This window comes from Streptococcus sp. 17.1 (assembly GCF_016648655.1).
Lineage (GTDB): Bacteria > Bacillota > Bacilli > Lactobacillales > Streptococcaceae > Streptococcus > Streptococcus salivarius_E.
Window position 1 is genome coordinate 30,807 of record NZ_JACLQM010000009.1, and the last position, 20,050, is coordinate 50,856.

Genomic DNA, 20,050 nt, shown 5'->3' on the forward strand with positions numbered 1-20,050 from the left:
GGCTCAAGGCTAAGACCGCCTCGAAGGAAACCATCACAAATAAATCTTAAGAAGGAAAAAGAAAATGAGTAATTACGCTATTATCCTTGCTGCGGGTAAAGGAACTCGCATGAAATCAGATCTTCCAAAAGTATTGCACAAGGTTTCAGGCATCACTATGCTTGAGCATGTCTTCCGTGCAGTTTCAGCTATCGAACCAGCTAAAAACGTTACTGTTATTGGTCACAAGGCTGAGCTTGTTCGTGAGGTTTTGGACGGTCAATCTGCCTTCACTATGCAAACTGAGCAGTTGGGGACTGGTCACGCAGTAATGATGGCTGAAGAAGAGTTGGCTGGACTTGAAGGGCAAACGCTTGTTATCGCCGGTGACACGCCTTTGATTACCGGTGAAAGCCTTAAAAACCTTATTGATTTCCATGTTAATCACAAAAATGTTGCCACTATCTTGACTGCAACTGCGGACAATCCGTTTGGTTATGGTCGTATTATCCGTAACGAAAATGGCGAAGTGACTAAGATTGTTGAGCAAAAAGATGCCAACGAATTCGAACAACAGGTCAAAGAAATCAATACAGGGACTTATGTCTTTGACAATAAACGTCTCTTCGAAGCACTTAAAAATATCAACACTAACAACGCTCAAGGGGAATACTATTTGACTGATGTTATTTCTATTTTCCGTGAGAATGGTGAAAAAGTAGGTGCCTTCACTCTTCGTGACTTTGAAGAAAGTCTCGGGGTTAACGACCGTGTTGCCTTGGCTACGGCAGAAGATGTTATGCGTCGTCGCATCAACCAAGCTCACATGGTTAATGGTGTTACTTTCCAAAATCCAAACGCTACTTATATCGATGTGGATGTGGAAATTGAGCCAGACGTTGTCATTGAAGCCAATGTTACGCTTAAAGGGCAAACTAAAGTCGGTGCAGAGTCAGTGCTTACCAATGGGACTTATATTGTTGATTCAACTATCGGTGCCAATACTGTTATCACTAACTCTATGATTGAGCACTCAGTGGTTGAAGAAGGTGTTACTGTTGGTCCATTTGCCCATGTTCGTCCGGATTCAATTCTCAAAGAAGGCGTTCATATCGGTAACTTCGTCGAGGTTAAGGGTTCTACCATCGGTGAAAATACTAAGGCTGGTCACTTGACCTACATTGGTAATGCGGAAGTTGGTTCTGACGTTAACTTTGGTGCTGGAACAATTACCGTTAACTATGATGGTCAACATAAATTCAAGACCCAAATTGCTAACAACGTCTTTATCGGAAGCAATTCAACCTTGATTGCACCGCTTGAAATTGGGGATAACGCCCTCACAGCAGCTGGTTCAACTATTACAGATGATGTGCCAGCGGACAGCGTAGCCATTGGACGTGGCCGTCAGGTCAATAAAGAAGGCTATGCCATTAAGAAACCTCACCACCCAAGCCAACATAAGTAGGCTTAAGCCTATCTAAGTCTTACTTCTATTGGAGAGATGATTTAGATTGGGGTCATAGATTAAAGGAGTCAAGTCATGGAGTTTGAAGAAAAAACACTTAAACGTGAGTCAAAATTTAAGGGACATATTTTTGAAGTTGCAGTAGACGAAGTCCTCTTGCCAGACGGTAAGACAGCTGGTCGTGAACTCATCTTTCACAAGGGAGCAGTAGCTGTTTTAGCGGTTACCCCAGAAGGAAAAATCATCATCGTCAAGCAATACCGCAAGGCTATTGAGGCAGTTTCTTACGAGATTCCTGCGGGTAAACTGGAAGTCGGTGAAGCTGGTGAAGAGATGGCTGCAGCAGCGCGTGAACTTGAAGAGGAGACTCAGTATAAGGGTGAACTTAAATTGATTCATGAGTTTTACACAGCCATTGGTTTCTGTAATGAAAAAATCAAGCTCTATGTGGCTACAAACCTCAAGCCTGTTGAAAATCCACGCCCACTTGACGAAGATGAGTTTCTTGAAATCTATGAGTTGACTTATGCGGAATGTATGGAACTCGTAGCTTCAGGTGCAATTCAAGATGCTAAAACCATCATCGCTCTCCAATACTATGCACTTCATTTTGGAGGAAAATAAGTTATGAGTAAGCCACTTTTGACTGACGATGTCATTGAGCAGGCTAAGCGTGGGGAAATCGATTTAGAGGAACATCCTTATTATGAGGACTATGATCAAGAGTTCTATGATGAGGACTATGAAGCTAATTATCAGCCCTCTGCTTACAAGAGCCGTCGGATTGAGAATGCTAAACGCAATCAATTCCAACACAAGCTTAATCGCATCCTCTTTTGGGTTGTCGTCCTCTTGATTATTCTCTTCATTGCTGTCTTTTATTTCTAATAAGTCTATGAGTCAGATAGCTCTGTCTACTGATTCAGACAAGATTACAAGCTGAAAAGGAACTATATGAAAATTGGAATTATCGCTGCCATGGAGCAGGAGTTAGTGCTTCTAGTGGAGCAATTGGAAAATAAGGTTGAAGAAACTGTTCTTGGCAATACCTACTACACAGGACGCTTGGGAAAACACGACGTCGTTTTGGTGCAATCAGGTGTTGGTAAGGTTATGTCAGCCATGTCTGTGGCTGTTTTGGCAGACCACTTTGGCGTTGATGCCCTCATTAACACTGGTTCTGCAGGAGCAGTAGCACCTGGACTTAAAATTGGAGATGTCGTTGTGGCATCAAAATTGGCCTATCACGATGTTGACTTGACAGCATTTGGCTATGACTATGGGCAAATGTCTATGCAACCACTCTACTTTGAAAGTGACCCTAGCTTTGTAGAGACTTTTGAAAAGGTTTTGGCTCAAGCCTCTATCGACTCTAAAATTGGTCTTATTGCGACTGGTGATAGCTTCATTGCAGGTCAAGACAAGATTGATATTATTAAGGGGCATTTTCCAGAAGTCTTGGCTGTAGAGATGGAGGGAGCAGCAATTGCTCAAGCTGCACACAGTGTCAAGAAATCTTTCATCGTTGTTCGTGCTATGAGTGATACAGCAGCCCATGACGCTAATATTACTTTTGACGAATTCATTATTCAGGCGGGGAAACAATCAGCTGCTATCTTAGTGGAGTTTCTCAAAGAGCTTGCCTAAAATACTTTAAATGAGTGTTTATGCTCATTTTCTTAATAAATTTAAAGACGACTGTTATTCCTTTAAGAATGGCAGTTTTTTTCTGCTTTTAAATAAGAAAACCTTCTCATTTTTTAAAGAAAAAATCTGAATTTTAGCATTTTTCAGACGGAAATTTAATTAAAATTATGTCAATAAAATGAGAAAGAAAAACAATATTAAAAGAGAGACTCCGAAAGAAAGCTTATAATATAAGGGTTTGAAAATTTCACTATCTATTGATATCTTAGAAAGCTTTACAAAACCTCCAAAGGGGTAAATAATTATCTTGCAAAGTTCTGAAAATAGTGTATAATTCAGAATGAAAAGGGTTGCAAAAATGTTAAGATTTGTAAAAATGGGAGGATAGAATCATGAATAACCGATTCGGTGATTCGAGGCAGCGTTTCTCAATCCGTAAGTTTACGGTGGGCGTTGCTTCGGTCTTACTTTCGTCTGCAGTTTTTGGTGTAAGTACCGCCAAAGCAGATCAAGCTGAAGAGCCTAAAGGCCAACCAGCGACGAGTGTACTTGAGGAAGCCAGTGAGTCTGATGGTGGGGGCCAAAGGACAAGCACTAGTGCCTCAAGTCAAGAAGTGACAGCTGAACCTACCGTTCAAGCAGAAAGTACCAGTGCTATCTTAGTAACTGCTGTTTCTAGTGAAGTTGCGCTTCAAGAGCAAACGGTTGCAAGCTCTGAGCAAACAAGTTCATCACAAGATAAGACTAGTGAGGGGCTCAGTGAGAAACCTGTTACAGTCAATGAAACACGAGAAGCTAGCGCTAGCGACCTCGCTGCAGCAAACAATACGAGTTCCGCTTCGTCTGATAATTTCGGACTTAAGGTTACCAACCTAAGTCGTCCGATCCCAGCGGATGTCAAGGTGACAAAGACAGGAACTGAAATCACTGTTCAAAATCCTGATGTGGAAATAGAATTTCCGAACGGAAATAGTAAGTACGCTACTAGCAAGGTTGTCTACCACAATATTCCTTTCCCTGATGATATGACTATCAATGAAGGGGATCAGGTCATTTTTAATTTGCCTGAGCAGTTGCGTTTCCGTACTAGCTACGATATCAATGTCTATAATCCAGACAATCAAATTGTAGGTCTGGCTCAAATTGATCCTGAGAAGAATCGTGTCACAACGACCTTTAATAACTATTTCCAAACACATCCCAACAATAAGCTCATGAGTTTGGAGTTGGATACCCTTTATTCTGAAGAAGTAGATGAAGGGGAACATCTCACTCTTGATTTTGAGGGACGTATCATTCATGTTTCAGTGGGTAAAGTGCAGTCACCTCCTCCAGGTCAAGAGGTTATTTCTAAGTGGGGTAGTCAAGACAAGAATGATCCTACGCTTTTGAATTGGCAGATGCGTCTTAACTACTCACGTCGTGTTCTTAACAACTTGAGATTGATTGACACTTGGTCTGACAATCAACGATTTGTGGACGGTTCTTTGCAACTCCGCTACATTGATTCGGCAGATCCTTGGATTGACAAGGGATCAGCTATGGACCTGATTAAGAGTTTCTCTTATGACGACACCCATTTTGAGCTTAAACTTAATCAGTTAGACCGCATGGTTTATGTTTGGTATCAAACCCGTTTGACACAACCTGTTGAAGAAGCAACCAACCCTGTCAACCGCATTAAGCTTCATGCCGATGTTGTTTCTGATTCTTACAAGTCAACCATTCGCTTGGTTGGAGGTCGTGGAGATGCCATCGGGGATAACCTCGCTCATTTCAATCTTGAACTTGAGAAGGAATTGACCGGTAGAGACCTCAAAGATAAAGAGTTTACATTCAAACTCCTTGATGTGACTGATGGTGCCAATCCTGTTGAGTTAGGGGAAACCACTAATGATGCCAAGGGTAAAATTGTCTTTTCAGATCTCTCACTTAGCAAGCCAGGCGTCTATCATTATCGTGTGACTGAAGTTCCAGGAAATGACGAAGATGTGGTATACGACAAACTCGAAGCCAATATCACTATTCAGGTTGTTCGTGAAACTGTAGATAACCAAGTTAAATTGGTTGCCAAGGTTGTCTATCCAGAAGACGTTATCTTTAACAATAAATTAGTAACACCAGCCAAGGCCAAAATTGCATTTGGTAAGGAATTGACCAAGGCAGGTGTTAAGCAAGATCTAAAAGCAGATCAATTCCAATTTGTCCTTAAAGACCGTTTTGGAAAAGTCCTTGAAACTGTTGGAAATACAGCTGACGGTCAGGTTGCCTTTAGTGAGTTGACCTTTAATAAGGTAGGTACCTACAACTACACTGTTGAAGAACTTGCAGGTAAGGATGATGCAATTGTCTATGATACGATGAAAGCTGCTGTTTCTATCACGGTAACACGTGATGGTGATGCTCTTGTTTCAACCGTAGTTAATCCAAAAGACACCATCTTTAACAACAAGTTTGTGACTCCAGCTAAAGCTGCTATTCAGTTCAGTAAGGAATTGACTAAGGCAGGTGTTAACCAAACTTTGACTGCTAATGAGTTCCAATTTGTCCTCAAAGATAGTGCAGGCCATATTGTCGAAACTGTTGGTAATACAGCTGATGGTCGTGTTGCATTTAGTGAACTTCACTTTGATAAGGCAGGAACTTACACTTATACTGTTGAAGAAGTTAAGGGAACTAACGAAGATATCATTTATGATGGTATGAAAGCGACTGTCTGGATTACAGTGACCCGAGATGGCGATGCTTTGGTATCAACGGTCGCTAATCCAAAAGACACTGTCTTTAATAACTATGTTAAAGAAGTGCAACCAGCCAAGGCCAAATTCGAATTGACCAAGGTTCTTACGGGCCGTAACCTCAAAGATGGTGAATTTAGCTTCGTTCTTAAGGACGACAAGGGTAATGTTATCCAAACAGTGACCAATAATTCAAAAGGAAACATTAGTTTTGAAAACATTGTCTATGACAAACCAGGTGTTTACTACTACACTGTTGAAGAAGTCAAGGGCAATGAAGCCGATGTGGTTTATGATAACATGGTAGCTAAATTCCAGGTGACTGTTACCAAGACTGTGGGTGAAAAGGAAAATCTGCTTGTAGCAGCAGTTCTTCTTCCTTTGGATACAGAATTTAACAATAGTTACATTCCTCCAAAACCTCCTACACCGCCAACACCACCGACACCACCAAGTGTCCCACCTAAACCACCAGTGGTTCCGCCGACACCACCAACACCGCCTACTCCACCAGTGACGCCAAAACCAGCTAAGCCAGTTCAATCCTCTGAGAAATCAGGACCTCAACTTCCAGAGACTGGTCAAGCTAACGATACTGCCTTGCTTGCCCTCGGTGTGGCAGCAGAAATGGCAGCAGTCATGGGTGTAGCATATAGCCATCGTCGCCGTAAAGACGTTTAAGATGATGACCTAAAAGATCGAGAATGCTCGATCTTTTTTAGTGTTGGAATGCCTATCTCATTAAATGAGAAATCAAGATAAAGCCAACTGCAGGATGAAATTTCTACTAAATTAAGCTATAATGAGGAGTATGAAAGTTCTACTTTATCTTGAAGGAAAATCGGTTCTTGAAAAATCAGGAATCGGACGGGCTCTCCACCATCAGATGCATGCCTTGGACTTGGCGGGGATTCCCTATACAACGGACATCTTGGGTGATTACGATGTCGTTCATATTAATACTTATGGTCCACGTAGCTTGATGTTGTTGCATGCTGCAAAACGCCGTGGCAAGAAGGTCATCATGCATGGTCATTCGACACGTGAAGACTTTGAGAATTCATTCATCGGTTCTAACCTTTTGGCCCCACTTTTTGGGAAATATTTGGCCCACATGTATCAAAAGGCCGATTACGTGATTACACCATCTGAGTATTCCAAAAAATTGATTCAGTCTTACGGAGTTACCACACCAATCATTGCTGTTTCAAATGGGATTGATCTGAAAAAATACGGTAAGGATACACGTAAGGAAGAAGTTTTCCGAGACTACTTTGGTATCGAGGAAGGACAGCCAGTGGTTATTTGTGCGGGTCTTTATTTCCAACGAAAAGGAATTGAAGATTTCGTCAAGGTTGCTGAAAAGATGCCCCATGTTCGTTTCATTTGGTTAGGGAGTATCAGCAAATGGCTGATTCCTAAGAAGATTCGAGACATTGTCAATGGCAAGCACCCTGATAATGTCAGCTTCCCAGGTTACTTCAAGGGAGCTGTCTTCCAGGGAGCTATGAGTGGTGCTAATGCCTTCTTTTTTCCGTCCTATGAGGAAACCGAAGGAATCGTAGTGCTAGAGGCCTTTGCCAGTCACCAACATGTGGTTTTGCGTGATATTCCTGTTTATGAGGGCTGGGTTGATGACAAATCTGCTTCATTCGGGCATAACGTGGACGAATTTGTAGTTGCCTTGCAAGATATTATCGATGGTAAAGTGGACAAACGTGAAGAAGGTTACAAGGTTGCGGAAAGTCGCTCGATTGATGATGTCGCCCAAAAACTTGTTGAAGCCTACAAAGAAGTATTGGAGATTTAAATGCGTATCGGATTGTTTACAGATACCTATTTTCCACAGGTATCAGGTGTTGCGACCAGTATTCGCACACTGAAGACGCAGTTGGAAAAAATGGGGCATACAGTCTTTATCTTTACCACGACTGATAGAGATGTTGACCGCTATGAAGACTGGCAGATTGTCCGTATTCCTAGTGTGCCTTTCTTTGCTTTTAAGGATCGCCGAGTGGCTTATCGTGGCTTTTCTAAGGCTCTAGAAATTGCAAAACAGTACAAGCTTGATATTATTCACACGCAGACAGAGTTCTCCTTGGGGCTTCTAGGGATTGCCATTGCGCGTGAACTTAGGATTCCTGTTGTGCACACCTATCATACTCAGTATGAAGACTATGTCCGCTATATTGCCAAAGGTATGGTCATCCGTCCAAGTATGGTTAAGTACATTGTTCGTGGCTTTATGAGCGATCTGGATGGGGTTATCTGTCCGAGCGAGATTGTTTATGACCTTTTACTCAAGTACAAGATTGCTGCTGAAAAACGGGTCATTCCAACAGGCATTGAACTTGAAAAATTCCAGCGTCCAGAGATTACCGAAGAAGATGTAGCGGACTTGAGAGCCAAGCTTGGTATTGCTTCGGATGAAACCATGTTGTTGAGCTTGTCTCGTGTCTCTTATGAGAAAAATATCCAAGCAGTTCTGGCGGCTCTACCTTCGGTTTTAGAGGAAGACGATAAGGTTCGGTTAGTTGTTGCTGGCGATGGCCCTTACCTACCAGACCTGAAGTCCCAAGCCAAGAAACTTGGTATTCTGGATAAGGTGGTTTTCACAGGTATGATTGCACCTGGCGAAACAGCTCTTTACTATAAGGCTGCTAATTTCTTCATCTCGGCATCAACCAGTGAGACTCAGGGCTTGACCTATCTGGAAGCCTTGGCTAGCGGTACTCCGATTATTGCTCATGGAAATCCTTATTTGGATAATGTGATTACGGACCAGATGTTTGGAACGCTTTATTATCATGATAATGATTTAGCTGGGGCAATTTTGGAAGCGGCTATAGCAACGCCGGAAAAAGATGAGACAAAGTGGGCTGAGAAGCTCTATGAAATTTCTGCCGAAAACTTTGGAAAACGTGTCTATGAGTATTACTTGGACCTCACGATTTCTAAGGATTTCCACAATGATTTGAATGGTGAAGATAGTACCATGAAACGCTTGACGCGTATGGTGACTTACTTGCCAACCAAGGCTATTACCTTGCCTGTTAATGGTTCTGTTCGTATCCTTAAAGGATCAGCCAAACAGGTCAAGAAAATCAAAAATATCACGAAACTATTGGATTAGGAAAGCTATCAGATTTTCCTAGTCAGATAAAATCTTAGAATTGATTAATAAAAAAGATAATTAGCTTGAAAAATTACAGTTTCATGCTATAATAACGCATAGAGACATATCAGTCATGGGAAATCTTTCAGAGAGCGTGTGTCGCTGGGAATCACGCAGAGGACATGATTGGGACTACTCGATAAATTTTTTATGCAAACATAAAACGGTGGCCACGTTAGAGCCAATCAGAGGTGTAGGACAGACGCATTTTTTGTCGTACACGAACTAAGGTGGAACCACGTTGCGACGTCCTTTTGAGGATGTCGCTTTTTATGTTGTTCGGGATACTTTGAAATTTTTAGAATGTCTAGTATAGATAGAAAAGCTTTACTTTGTGACTAAATATTCTTTCTATTGATTACAAAAAGGACTGTTTAGAATGAAGTGGCACTATCTTTTTAGTTGAAGGAGAATATGATGGGGTTCAAATTTGAAGCTATCAAGGCCTACTTGATTGACCACGGTGTGGATGCTAGTCTTGCTGAGACTATGCACGCTATCTATGCTACCCAGAGACTTGGTGGAACAGCCAATGCCTATTTCCTAATTGTTTTTACAGAAACAGAGATTTTCATTATTTCTATTACACCTTTAGGAAAATTAGGGGAGATTATCGCTACACTGCCTGAAGAGATGATCAAGTCATATCAGTTTAAGAAACGTTTGTTTATTGGTTACAAACTTTGCTTCGTCCTAACTGATGGTAGGGAATTAGAATTTAATATCAACAAGATGATGATTGGTGCTGGTTGGCATAAGACAGAATTGCAAAGCATTCTAGAAACAAATTATTACAACAAAAACATTAAATAGAAAGGACGAAAGGGCTCTTCCTTTAGGGCTCTGACATCTTAATTATGATTAACATTACTTTCCCAGATGGCGCTGTTCGTGAATTCGAATCTGGCGTTACAACTTTTGAAATTGCACAATCTATCAGCAACTCTTTGGCTAGGAAAGCTCTTGCTGGTAAATTCAACGGTAAATTGATTGATACTACACGTGCTATCACTGAAGATGGAAGCATCGAAATCGTGACACCTGATCACGAAGATGCCCTTCCAATTTTGCGTCACTCAGCGGCCCACTTGTTTGCACAAGCAGCTCGTCGCCTCTTCCCAGACATCCACTTGGGTGTTGGTCCAGCTATCGAAGATGGTTTCTACTACGATACTGACAATGAAGCTGGTCAAATTTCTAACGAAGATCTTCCTCGTATCGAAGAAGAAATGAAGAAAATCGTTAAAGAAAACTTCCCATCAATTCGTGAAGAAGTGACTAAAGACGAGGCGCGTGAAATCTTCAAAAATGACCCATATAAATTGGAATTGATTGAAGAACACTCAGAAGACGAAGGTGGTTTGACAATCTACCGTCAAGGTGAATACGTTGACCTTTGCCGTGGCCCACACGTGCCATCAACTGGTCGTATCCAAGTTTTCCACCTTTTGAATGTTGCAGGTGCCTACTGGCGTGGAAATAGCGATAATGCTATGATGCAACGTATTTATGGTACAGCTTGGTTCGATAAAAAAGATCTCAAGGCTTACCTTAAACGCCTTGAAGAAGCTAAAGAACGTGACCACCGTAAACTTGGTAAAGAACTTGATTTGTTCATGATTTCTCAAGAGGTTGGTCAAGGTCTTCCATTCTGGTTGCCAAACGGTGCGACAATTCGTCGTGTCTTGGAACGCTACATCGTGGACAAGGAAGTAGCAGCAGGCTACCAACACGTATACACTCCACCAATTGCCTCAGTTGAGCTATACAAAACTTCAGGTCACTGGGATCACTACCGTGAAGATATGTTCCCAACAATGGATATGGGAGATGGTGAAGCCTTTGTCCTTCGTCCAATGAACTGTCCTCACCACATCGAAGTTTACAAACACCATGTGCACTCTTACCGCGAATTGCCTATCCGTATCGCTGAAATTGGTATGATGCACCGTTATGAAAAATCTGGTGCTCTTACAGGACTTCAACGTGTGCGTGAAATGTCACTTAATGACGGTCATACTTTCGTAACACCTGAACAAATCAAAGATGAGTTCCAACGTACGCTTCAATTGATTATCGACGTTTACGAAGATTTCAACTTGACTGACTATCGTTTCCGTTTGTCATACCGCGACCCTAAAGATACTCACAAATACTTTGACAATGATGAAATGTGGGAAAATGCTCAAAGTATGTTGAAATCAGCCATGGATGACATGGAACTCGACTACTTTGAAGCAGAAGGTGAAGCTGCCTTCTACGGTCCAAAACTTGATATCCAAGTGAAGACTGCCCTTGGTAATGAAGAAACACTTTCTACTATCCAATTGGACTTCTTGCTTCCAGAACGCTTTGACCTAAAATACATCGGAGCTGATGGGGAAGAACACCGTCCAGTTATGATTCACCGTGGGGTTATTTCAACAATGGAACGCTTTACAGCTATCCTTATTGAAAACTATAAAGGAGCCTTCCCAACTTGGTTGGCACCTCAACAAGTGACTGTTATTCCAGTTTCAAATGAAGCCCACACAGATTACGCTTGGGAAGTTGCTAAACAACTTCGTGACCGTGGTATCCGTGTTGAAGTGGATGAACGTAACGAGAAAATGCAATACAAGATTCGTGCGTCTCAAACACAAAAAATCCCTTACCAATTGATTGTTGGTGATAAGGAAATGGAAGACGGAACTGTTAACGTTCGTCGCTATGGACAAAAACAAACACACACTGAAGCTGTGTCAGAATTTGTAGAAAATATCCTTGCTGATATTGCTCGCAAATCACGCCCAGATGCCGAATAAATCAGAAAGTCGGTTAGCTAAGCTAGCTGACTTTTTAGTAGGATAAACCATGCACGTTTTTAGGAAAAGACTTTTATTTCTGCTGGGAGCAGTCCTGCTCTTGTTACTGGCTAGCTTTACTTATCACAGATTAGCCTTGCAAAGAGAGAAGGTTTCTCTCAAACCTATCGGTCAGATGGTGTCTGTCAATGGTCATGAAATGAGCATTTTTGTAAAGGGGGAGGGGTCACAAACTCTAGTTTTTCTATCTGGTGCTGGAACGGCCTCTCCTATTCTAGATTTTAAAGACTTGTATGATGGGCTTTCGAAGCGATACAGAATAGTCGTTGTAGAAAGGGCTGGCTATGGTTACAGTGAGGACACGTCTAAGTCCCGAGATGTTTCTGAGGTTCTTTCAGAGACACGACAAGCCCTAGCCAAGGCTCATGTCTCAGGTCCTTATATTATCCTCTCTCATTCGATGGCCTCCTTAGAGACACTTCTGTGGCAGGAAAAATATCCTAGTGAAGTGAAAGCTATCATTGGTTTAGATTGGGCCCTACCAGAAAGTTACGCTCATTTAACAATGCACCCTCAGATCTTACGTATGGCTCGTTGGGGAAGTCAATTGGGCTTATTAAGGTATTTACCGAGTCGTTTATATGTGCCTAATACCAATCTAAGTAGTAATGACCGCCGCCTCTATCAACGGATAGCCTATCGTCAAATTTTGTCAAAGGCTATGTTAAATGAGAGCCTGTCTGTTAAAGAAAATGCGAAAAAGGTTACTTCTAGCATTGATTCACAAATTCCAACCTTACTGATGGTCTCGAATGGTGAAGGGACTGGTTTTAGCCAGGAGGACTGGCGGCATTATGCGACTAGCTTTACAAAGGACCAGAAAAATATCGAAGTGACTTTTTATGATTCTCCGCATTATCTTTATCACTATCAGACCAAAGAGGTAGCAGCAAAGATAGAGGAGTTCATCAAAAAGACGACTGATTAAATTTACATATATTATCGAGGAGAGATGTGATGCTCATTGGTTCAAAAGCCTTTCGAAACTTATGGGAGGACTGGCAAAGGGACTACCAGCCATTGCAAGTACTAAAGCTATTGTTAGCTTATATAGGGATGCCAGAGGATTTATCGGGAGAGCTTGAAGAAACCCAACACCTTTTATCTTATTTTGATCCTGACTTAGCACCGCATGATTCCTTCTGGAAGGATGTCGTGAAATTGGTAGATCTGGCTTTTCCTGATGATAGTTTGTCTAAGAATGTTTCTATAGAGCGACAAATCCATCAGCTACGATACCTGATTTCTAGTCAACAGGCCCAGTATGTGCGAAAGCATTATAAAAAGCCGGGGATGACAGATAAAGAAGCTTTGGCTGTCTATCTGAGATGGAAGCCTTTCACCATGTTTGATCAGGGACGTTTGCACCAGAAGGTTTCTATCTGTGATGGCAAGGCGGTTTATCCTGATGGGATGCCAAGTGTTAATCTAAAAATTCTTCTCTATAATCGGATTGAGTTTATTCTGGATAGTCAGGGAAACTTTCTCAATGAGGTCGATGCGGAGCAGGTGACTGAGAGTGGGGTGGTTAATGGTGCCAGTTTTAACTATGGTAATTTCAAACGCCACTGGCAACTGGATGTGGAGCCGGTCCAACCACATGACCCTGATTTTCGTAATCGAATGACTAGGGGCTTTCGTTCACCCAACAAATTGAAAAAACGTTGGGGACAGCAAGCGCCTGAACAGTTTGATAAATCTTTCTACAATCCAAAAGGCATCTATGCCCAGTCTCATAGGTCTTTGGCAAATGATGTCAAACGCCAAGCCAGACTTTTTCTCGCTCTGGTTTATGGCTTTAAACCGGATCAGAACAAGCAATCAAAGGAGGTTCATATGTCTAAACAACCACAAAACAATAAGGGAACAGCAGTTCTAGGCTCACTAGTCTTTATGGCCTTATACGCCCTAGGTATTTGGCACAATGCTGTCCGAGGAAATATTCCCTTTCTCATTCTTTGGAGTGTTTTACTCCTTGTTAATGTCAGCTATTTGATTTTCCGCTTGAGAAAATAAAAAAAGAAAGTGATACAGACCTAAATGGTAAGAAATTTAGGTCTGTATCACTTTTTTGTTTACATATATCTATAAATTAAGGTAACTCTATTTCACTTAACCATTCAAAGATTTCGTCATTACTATCAAAAGCAGAACCATTCTGACAGTGAAGGTCGCTTGAGTAGTTTTCTTTATCAAAAATAATTAACTTTTTCTCTTTCGAGGGTATGGATTCAAAATACTTAAAACCTAGTTGTTTATCGTAATACATATCATTGGCAGCTAAAAGTACGAGAACGGGCCCCGTAATTGTTACTTCCTTAAATTCCTTACAGCGATTAATCAAAGAAGATAGTGAGGATGCTCCAAAATTCCATTTTGCATGTTCAACCTGCCAATTTAAAAACTTATTTCTTTGAATATAAAACATAGCTAACTTTTCAACAAAACTTGGCATTGTATCACCAATGAAACGATGGAATATTCTAGGGATATTATTTTTGAAGGATTCTAGTACACTTGGGAAATAATTATATAAAACAATACTATCAAATAAGTCATTTTTATTTCCTTGTGCGCGAGCCATTAGCAAACCACCCAAGGATAGACCGATTCCGATGAAAGGTTTAGAAACTTGATTTTTGTAGTAATTAATTACGACTTGGCAAACCTTTTCCCAATTAAGAATAAATGGAAGATGATGTTCTCTAAGGACAGAGGATTGACCTGGTCCCTCAAAAATGATGACATCATAACCTTCTTCGATTCCTGCAACAACATTTGTAAAGTAAAGTTCTTCTAACAAGGCATCGAAACCACCACAGATAAAGAGTGTTCCTTTGCATGTTTTTGTCTTATGAGTGAAATAAAGAGAACGTAACGATATATCATCATAAGGAATGTTTTCCAAACGATAAGGAATTTCTAACGTATTTAGTCCCTCATAAAAATATTTAACTGATAGTTGATAGACGTCTATTTTTCTTTTATCCAAAGGGGAAAGGAAAAATTCAGAGGCTTGGAAATAACGACTGGCTCGCAAAAAAGCATGTCCTCGACTAATTTTAGAGGAATATCTTTGACTACGTTTTAATAGTTTTTCAGCACCATTTTTCCAGCCATGATACCAAGATTCGTAGTTGCCATCTGTGATTTGTCGGCAAATATTTTCAACCTCGGCAAAGTCACTTCCACCATTTGGACAGTACCACATGACACGTCGTGTTTCAAATTCGAATTCTCTTGTTTTAAAAAATACCATGCTTTGCTCCTTTCGAATGTAGTACAATAGTAACAGACTTCAATAATGAGAAAAAGAAGGTACCTAGAGGTAACATGAAAAACGAAATCTATTTACGCAAGCTTGCTCAACCTTTGTTAGGGAAATGGGCTATATTTATTATTTTAACGTTAGAAAATGAGAGACTTCATTTTGCAGAACTTGAAAGAAGGTTGAAGACTATATCTCGAAAAGTTCTTGCTCAAAATCTTCGTGAGTTAGAGTCAATTAATATCATTAGTCGTGACGGAAAAGCTAGTACAGGTTCTCCAGTTTATTATGGTTTAACTGATTTGGGAAAAGATTTTTTACCACTTTTATACCAAATAAAAAAGTGGATTAGAGACCATGAAGACTTACTTTCACGGGAATAAGGTTATTGTTTGCTAATATGAATAATACATAGTGGAGCTTCCTAGATTCCTGAAATCATCCACTGGACAAGTTCATCTAATGATTGATATTATCTAAAGAAATTCCCAAAACTTTATCTTCAATCTAAAAAAGGTTTACCAATTGGCAAACCTTTTTTGTATATTCAATGATAACTTACCACTTGCTTTCTTCTGGGATAATAATCCAGCAAATGATGTAGAAAAGAAAGCCTGTTCCGAATAAGAAAATCGCTGCAGCCCAAATGAGGCGAATAATGACAGGGTCGATGTCAAGATATTTAGCGATACCAGAACAAACACCGGCAATGATTTTGTTGTTTGGATCTCGTCTGAGTTCTTTTTTCATATGATTTACCTCCGTATGCCTTATTATACCATAACACCTAGAAGTCTAGTATTAGCTTAAGGAAGCATGAAGTAGACGATACCCAGATATTGAAGCGCTGAAGCCAGCATGATGAAGAGGTGCCAAATCATGTGGAAGTATGGTTTTTTCTTAGCATAGAAAGCTGCACCAACCGTGTATGACAATCCTCCAGCAAGCATGAGTCCCCAAAAGGCTGGCCCTGTCTTAGTGACGATAGCTGGAATAATGAAGATAACTAACCATCCCATCATCAGATAGAGGAAGAGGGAGAACTTTTCATTGATTTTTTTAGCAAAGATTTTATAGAGAATACCAAAAATTGTTGTTCCCCATTGGAGGATGATGATGCTATAGCCTAGCCATCCGCCAACCAGTGAGAGGGCAACAGGGGTGTAGCTTCCAGCAATGGCGATATAAATCATGCTGTGGTCAATAATTCTTAAAACCATCTTGTGGGGTGAATTGTAATCCATAGCATGGTAGATGGCTGAGCTCAAAAACATGAGGAATAGGCTGATAACGAAAACAGACATCCCGACAGCAGCTGTCATGCCGTAGCCATTGTTGGCATGAACAGCAGTAATTGGCAGTAAGACTAGCATGGCCACAGCACCGACGGCGTGTGTCACGCTGTTTGCCACTTCCTCACCAAAGCTAAGTTTTTTACTGAGTTTGAGGTTGGGAGAAGTATTAAAAGTAGCAGTATTAGACATTATTTCCTCCTTCAAGGTCGTTCAAAAGTTGATGGGTAGCTCGGTAGCATTGAAGCGTCTGACAGGCTGAGAGTATGACTTGTGGAGCTTCTTGAGGAAACTGACCATTCATACAGGCTACAAAGTCATTGTAGTAGCTCTTTTGGCTTTCAGCATCTGTTCGTAGGATTTCTAAGGTTTTAGCAATCTCAGAAATCTCAAAGACGGTCTTTAGACTAGTGATGACAATAAGTCTAGCTACCTGAGCAGCATTATATTTTTTCTTGATGGGTTTTGCGACATGGCCGTGTTTGACATAATTATTGACCATAGAGGCGGTTAGCCCCTTGTCGTTTGGTCCCAGAGTGCTTTGAGTGACCTGGTTGACATAGAGCAAAACCTGATCCAAATAGAGTTCAATCTCTGGTAATTCTTCCCAGAGAGGGTATTGTTGTGTTGTCAAATTATAAAAACCTCTTTATCTAGTTTTCATAACTAGATTATAACATTATAGAAATTCAAGTCAAGTCAGAACTTGGAAGATATGAAAAAGATGTTGAAATAATATTTCCAACATCTTTATTTTTTATGTGATAAGGCGGAGTGTATTGATTCTGATGCACTACTTATGGTTTCTGAGTTTCTCCAAAATTGCTTGTGCAGTTTCTTGGTTCATATGTTTGGCCTTGAGAAGTTCAGCCAAAACTTGAGGCATCTCTTCAGGACTAGCCCCAGCTAACAAGGCCAGGGATTTGGCTTGGAGTTTCATATGTCCTGCCTGTATTCCTGTTGAAGTCAGAGCTTTGAGAGCAGCTAGATTTTGTGCTAAACCAAGAGAGACGATGATACTAGCTAGTGTTTTAGCATCTGGATGATTAAGCAAGTCATGGGCGATAGAAGCACTAGGGTTAAGTCCGATAGAACCTCCACGGGTTGCGATTGGTATGGGGAGGGTTAATTCTCCAACAAGTTCCTTAGCTTCCTGATCATAAGTCCATGTGGATAGACCACAGTAGCTACCATCCTTGCTAGCATAGGCATGGCTACCAGCCTCAACTGCTCGCCAATCATTTCCAGTTGCGATAACTAGGGCATCGATACCATTGAAAATTCCCTTATTATGGGTAGCTGCTCGGTAGGGGTCCACCTGAGCCAGTTGGCTGGCCATCTCCATTTTCTTAGCCAGGTCATGTGCCTCTTCCTTATTTCGACTGAGGAAGCGCGTGCTAAGACGACAAGTCGTTGTCACAAGACTCTCAGTGGCTAGATTTGAGAGAATAGCCATAAGGCTTTGACCTTCTGATAGGTTTTCCAATTCTGGCACCAGGGCCTCCATCATAGTGTTGACCATATTGGCTCCCATGGCTTCTTGGGTATCAACGGCTAGATAGACAATGAGGAAATCTCCTTTAGTCTCAGTCCAGAGCTTGCGAGGGCCACCCCCACGCTTAACAATAGAAGGGTGAGCCTCTTTGGCAATTTCTATAAGGTCCTGACTGGCTGCTTGAATTTTACTTGAGGCAGCAACCTTATCAGGAACGTCAAAGAGGGCAACTTGGCCAATCATTTGACGGTCATGGATTGTAGTCGTGAAACCACCAGAACGCTTAATGAGTTTGCTAGCGTAGGAAGCAGCAGCCACAACTGAAGGTTCCTCGGTAACCATGGGAACCTGATAGGTCACACCATCTACCAACACATCTGGGCAAATGGCAAAGGGTAGTGTAAAGCGACCAATAACATTTTCAGCCATTTGATTGGCTGTTTCAAGGGTAAGTTGTTGGTCCTTATCCAGAAGATCTTGATTTTCCTGAGACAAAAGAGCATTCTTTTTCAAATGCTCCTTACGTTCTTGCGGTGTCTTCTTGGAAAAACCAGTCCAAGAGAGTTTTGTCATATTAATTTCCTTTATAGATACGTTGGTGTTCAGAGATTTCAGCTAAACGGAAAGCTCCGGTTTGGTAATCAGCGAATTGAGTAGAACCAGTGTCATCCAACTGAGCCTCCTCATAGAAAAGTTTTTCATAATTAGTAACGCTTAATTGTTGACGTTTGGCGAAGGTATCTAGGCGGTCCGAACGAAGCAGGTCTTTGTATCCTTCAACCAGACGTCCTGAGAAAATCTCAGAGACTGCCCCAGAACCGTAAGAGAAGAAGCCAATCTTATCTCCAGCTTTAAGGTCTTGCGACTGTTCAAGCAAAGACAGAAGTCCAAGATAGAGTGACCCTGTATAGATGTTTCCAATTTGACGACTATAGGTAATTGAAGCATCGAAGTTGTTTGTCAGACGCTCTTTATTCTCTGGATTCAAATCTTTTGGAATAATCTTGTTAAGTCCCTTAAGAGCTAGCTTAGGATAAGGAAGATGGAGACAAAAAGCGGCAAAATCAGCAAAATCAGCCTGATGGCGTTCTTGATAAGCTGCCCAAGTTGTCTTCAAACTGTCAAGGTACTGCTTAGTTGAATAAATGCCTTGAACAAAAGGCGTTGAACTGTAGTTTGGACGCCAGAAGTCCATGACATCACGAGTTTGTGCCACATTATCATCAGCAAGTTCCAAAATACGTGGATTCTGACTGACTAGCATAGCTACAGCCCCAGCTCCCTGAGTTGACTCCCCAGAAGATCCGACACCATAGCGGGCAATATCACTAGCGATAACCAGCACCTTGCTATCTGGGTGAGTTGCCACATGCAACTTAGCATAGTTAAGTCCAGCAGTTGCAGCGTAACAAGCTTCCTTCATTTCAAAAGAACGGGCAAAAGGTTGAATACCTAAGAGGCTGTGAACGTAGACAGCAGCAGCCTTGGACTGGTCGATAGAAGACTCAGTAGCCACGATGACCATATCGATAGCTTTTTTATCGTCGTCATTTAAGATATCAGCCGCCGCATCAGAGGCAAGCGTCACGATATCTTCTGTAATCGGCGTAATACTGGTTGCATCAAGCATCAGCCCCTTGCTGAATTTTTCAGGCTCAGCCCCACGGGCAAGAGCGAGATCAGCCATGTTTAGAACATATTGACTGGTCGCAAAACCAATCTTATCAATTCCAATAGACATATGATGTTTCCTTTTTTCTTCATTGTAGAGTATCCAAAAGATACTAATCTATAGTGATTTTACCATAAAAGAGCGCTTTCGCCTTGAAAAAACTTTGATAGTTAGTTATATCTCATTTTTTGATGAGGGTTAAAGGATTTCAAACGACTTACTTTTGCTATTCCATAGCTTATATTTCTCATTTACACCAGAATAGGGTAAAATTGAAGTGGTAACCTACTTGTTTTTTAGCTATGTTAGAAAAGTAAAATTGTTGTTATATATTGAAATCATTGCGAGCGTTAAGTGAGACTTTCCGCTGTGAGATAAGTGTCTGTAAATAAAGTGTTTTGTTTACAGACACTCGGAATTTTTGAGACCATAGGCTCAAAAATTAGTCTTGG

The 20,050-nt window shown here is 41.2% G+C and carries 18 protein-coding genes; 12 read left to right on the top strand and 6 right to left on the bottom strand.

What is annotated here, in order from left to right:
* The first annotated feature begins 64 nt into the window (after nt 1-64).
* The 11 genes from glmU to H7T99_RS06760 all read left to right on the top strand — a co-directional run bounded on the left by glmU (nt 65) and on the right by H7T99_RS06760 (nt 13,887).
* Complete coding sequence (gene glmU, locus H7T99_RS06710) at nt 65-1,447, top strand: bifunctional UDP-N-acetylglucosamine diphosphorylase/glucosamine-1-phosphate N-acetyltransferase GlmU (protein ID WP_037602066.1); 1,383 nt, start codon at nt 65-67, stop codon at nt 1,445-1,447.
* Between the two features lie 75 nt (nt 1,448-1,522).
* Nucleotides 1,523-2,071, top strand: coding sequence for an NUDIX domain-containing protein (locus H7T99_RS06715; RefSeq protein WP_037602068.1), 549 nt, complete (start codon nt 1,523-1,525; stop codon nt 2,069-2,071).
* Nucleotides 2,072-2,074: 3 nt separating this feature from the next.
* Nucleotides 2,075-2,335, top strand: coding sequence for a cell wall synthase accessory phosphoprotein MacP (gene macP, locus H7T99_RS06720; protein ID WP_037602071.1), 261 nt, complete (start codon nt 2,075-2,077; stop codon nt 2,333-2,335).
* A gap of 66 nt (nt 2,336-2,401) precedes the next feature.
* Nucleotides 2,402-3,094: a 5'-methylthioadenosine/adenosylhomocysteine nucleosidase gene (locus tag H7T99_RS06725; protein WP_037602073.1), complete on the top strand. Its 693-nt coding sequence runs from the start codon at nt 2,402-2,404 to the stop codon at nt 3,092-3,094.
* Between the two features lie 392 nt (nt 3,095-3,486).
* Nucleotides 3,487-6,513 carry a Spy0128 family protein gene (locus H7T99_RS06730; protein WP_048790629.1) on the top strand — a complete coding sequence of 1,009 codons (3,027 nt, stop codon included), beginning with the start codon at nt 3,487-3,489 and terminating at the stop codon, nt 6,511-6,513.
* Nucleotides 6,514-6,643: 130 nt separating this feature from the next.
* Nucleotides 6,644-7,642 (top strand): glycosyltransferase family 4 protein, encoded by a 999-nt coding sequence (locus H7T99_RS06735; protein WP_037602075.1) that lies wholly within the window; start codon nt 6,644-6,646, stop codon nt 7,640-7,642.
* Complete coding sequence (locus tag H7T99_RS06740; protein WP_037602077.1) at nt 7,643-8,965, top strand: glycosyltransferase family 4 protein; 1,323 nt, start codon at nt 7,643-7,645, stop codon at nt 8,963-8,965. It begins immediately after the preceding gene.
* A 459-nt stretch (nt 8,966-9,424) separates the two neighbouring features.
* Nucleotides 9,425-9,820, top strand: a complete 396-nt coding sequence (locus H7T99_RS06745) for a hypothetical protein (RefSeq protein WP_037602079.1) — start codon at nt 9,425-9,427, stop codon at nt 9,818-9,820.
* Between the two features lie 44 nt (nt 9,821-9,864).
* Nucleotides 9,865-11,811 carry a threonine--tRNA ligase gene (thrS, locus tag H7T99_RS06750; RefSeq protein ID WP_037602081.1) on the top strand — a complete coding sequence of 649 codons (1,947 nt, stop codon included), beginning with the start codon at nt 9,865-9,867 and terminating at the stop codon, nt 11,809-11,811.
* Nucleotides 11,812-11,860: 49 nt separating this feature from the next.
* Nucleotides 11,861-12,799 (top strand): alpha/beta fold hydrolase, encoded by a 939-nt coding sequence (locus H7T99_RS06755; RefSeq protein ID WP_037602083.1) that lies wholly within the window; start codon nt 11,861-11,863, stop codon nt 12,797-12,799.
* A gap of 29 nt (nt 12,800-12,828) precedes the next feature.
* The gene (locus H7T99_RS06760) at nt 12,829-13,887 is read left to right on the top strand and encodes a DUF3114 domain-containing protein (protein WP_037602085.1); all 1,059 of its coding nucleotides are present in this window, start codon (nt 12,829-12,831) and stop codon (nt 13,885-13,887) included.
* 76 nt (nt 13,888-13,963) lie between these two features.
* Here H7T99_RS06760 and H7T99_RS06765 read toward each other — a convergent pair whose 3' ends face one another.
* Nucleotides 13,964-15,130, bottom strand: coding sequence for a dipeptidyl aminopeptidase (locus H7T99_RS06765; protein ID WP_037602087.1), 1,167 nt, complete (start codon nt 15,128-15,130; stop codon nt 13,964-13,966).
* Nucleotides 15,131-15,204: 74 nt separating this feature from the next.
* Between H7T99_RS06765 and H7T99_RS06770 the strand changes: the two genes are divergently transcribed.
* A complete protein-coding gene (locus H7T99_RS06770; RefSeq protein WP_037602090.1) occupies nt 15,205-15,522 on the top strand; it encodes a winged helix-turn-helix transcriptional regulator in 318 nt (105 codons plus the stop codon).
* A gap of 175 nt (nt 15,523-15,697) precedes the next feature.
* Here the strand turns inward: H7T99_RS06770 and H7T99_RS06775 are convergent, their stop codons facing one another.
* From H7T99_RS06775 to H7T99_RS06795, 5 genes are all read right to left on the bottom strand, one after another.
* Nucleotides 15,698-15,889, bottom strand: a complete 192-nt coding sequence (locus tag H7T99_RS06775) for a PspC domain-containing protein (RefSeq protein WP_002886147.1) — start codon at nt 15,887-15,889, stop codon at nt 15,698-15,700.
* Nucleotides 15,890-15,945: 56 nt separating this feature from the next.
* Entirely contained in the window at nt 15,946-16,623 is a 678-nt protein-coding gene (gene trhA / locus H7T99_RS06780) for a PAQR family membrane homeostasis protein TrhA (RefSeq protein WP_002886236.1), read from the bottom strand.
* Entirely contained in the window at nt 16,616-17,065 is a 450-nt protein-coding gene (locus tag H7T99_RS06785) for a DUF1836 domain-containing protein (protein ID WP_002885964.1), read from the bottom strand. The genes trhA and H7T99_RS06785 overlap by 8 nt, the downstream gene beginning before the upstream one ends.
* Before the next feature lie 159 nt (nt 17,066-17,224).
* Nucleotides 17,225-18,499: a hydroxymethylglutaryl-CoA reductase, degradative gene (locus H7T99_RS06790; RefSeq protein ID WP_037602092.1), complete on the bottom strand. Its 1,275-nt coding sequence runs from the start codon at nt 18,497-18,499 to the stop codon at nt 17,225-17,227.
* 1 nt (nt 18,500) lies between these two features.
* Nucleotides 18,501-19,667: a hydroxymethylglutaryl-CoA synthase gene (locus H7T99_RS06795; protein WP_037602094.1), complete on the bottom strand. Its 1,167-nt coding sequence runs from the start codon at nt 19,665-19,667 to the stop codon at nt 18,501-18,503.
* Nucleotides 19,668-20,050 lie beyond the last annotated feature (383 nt).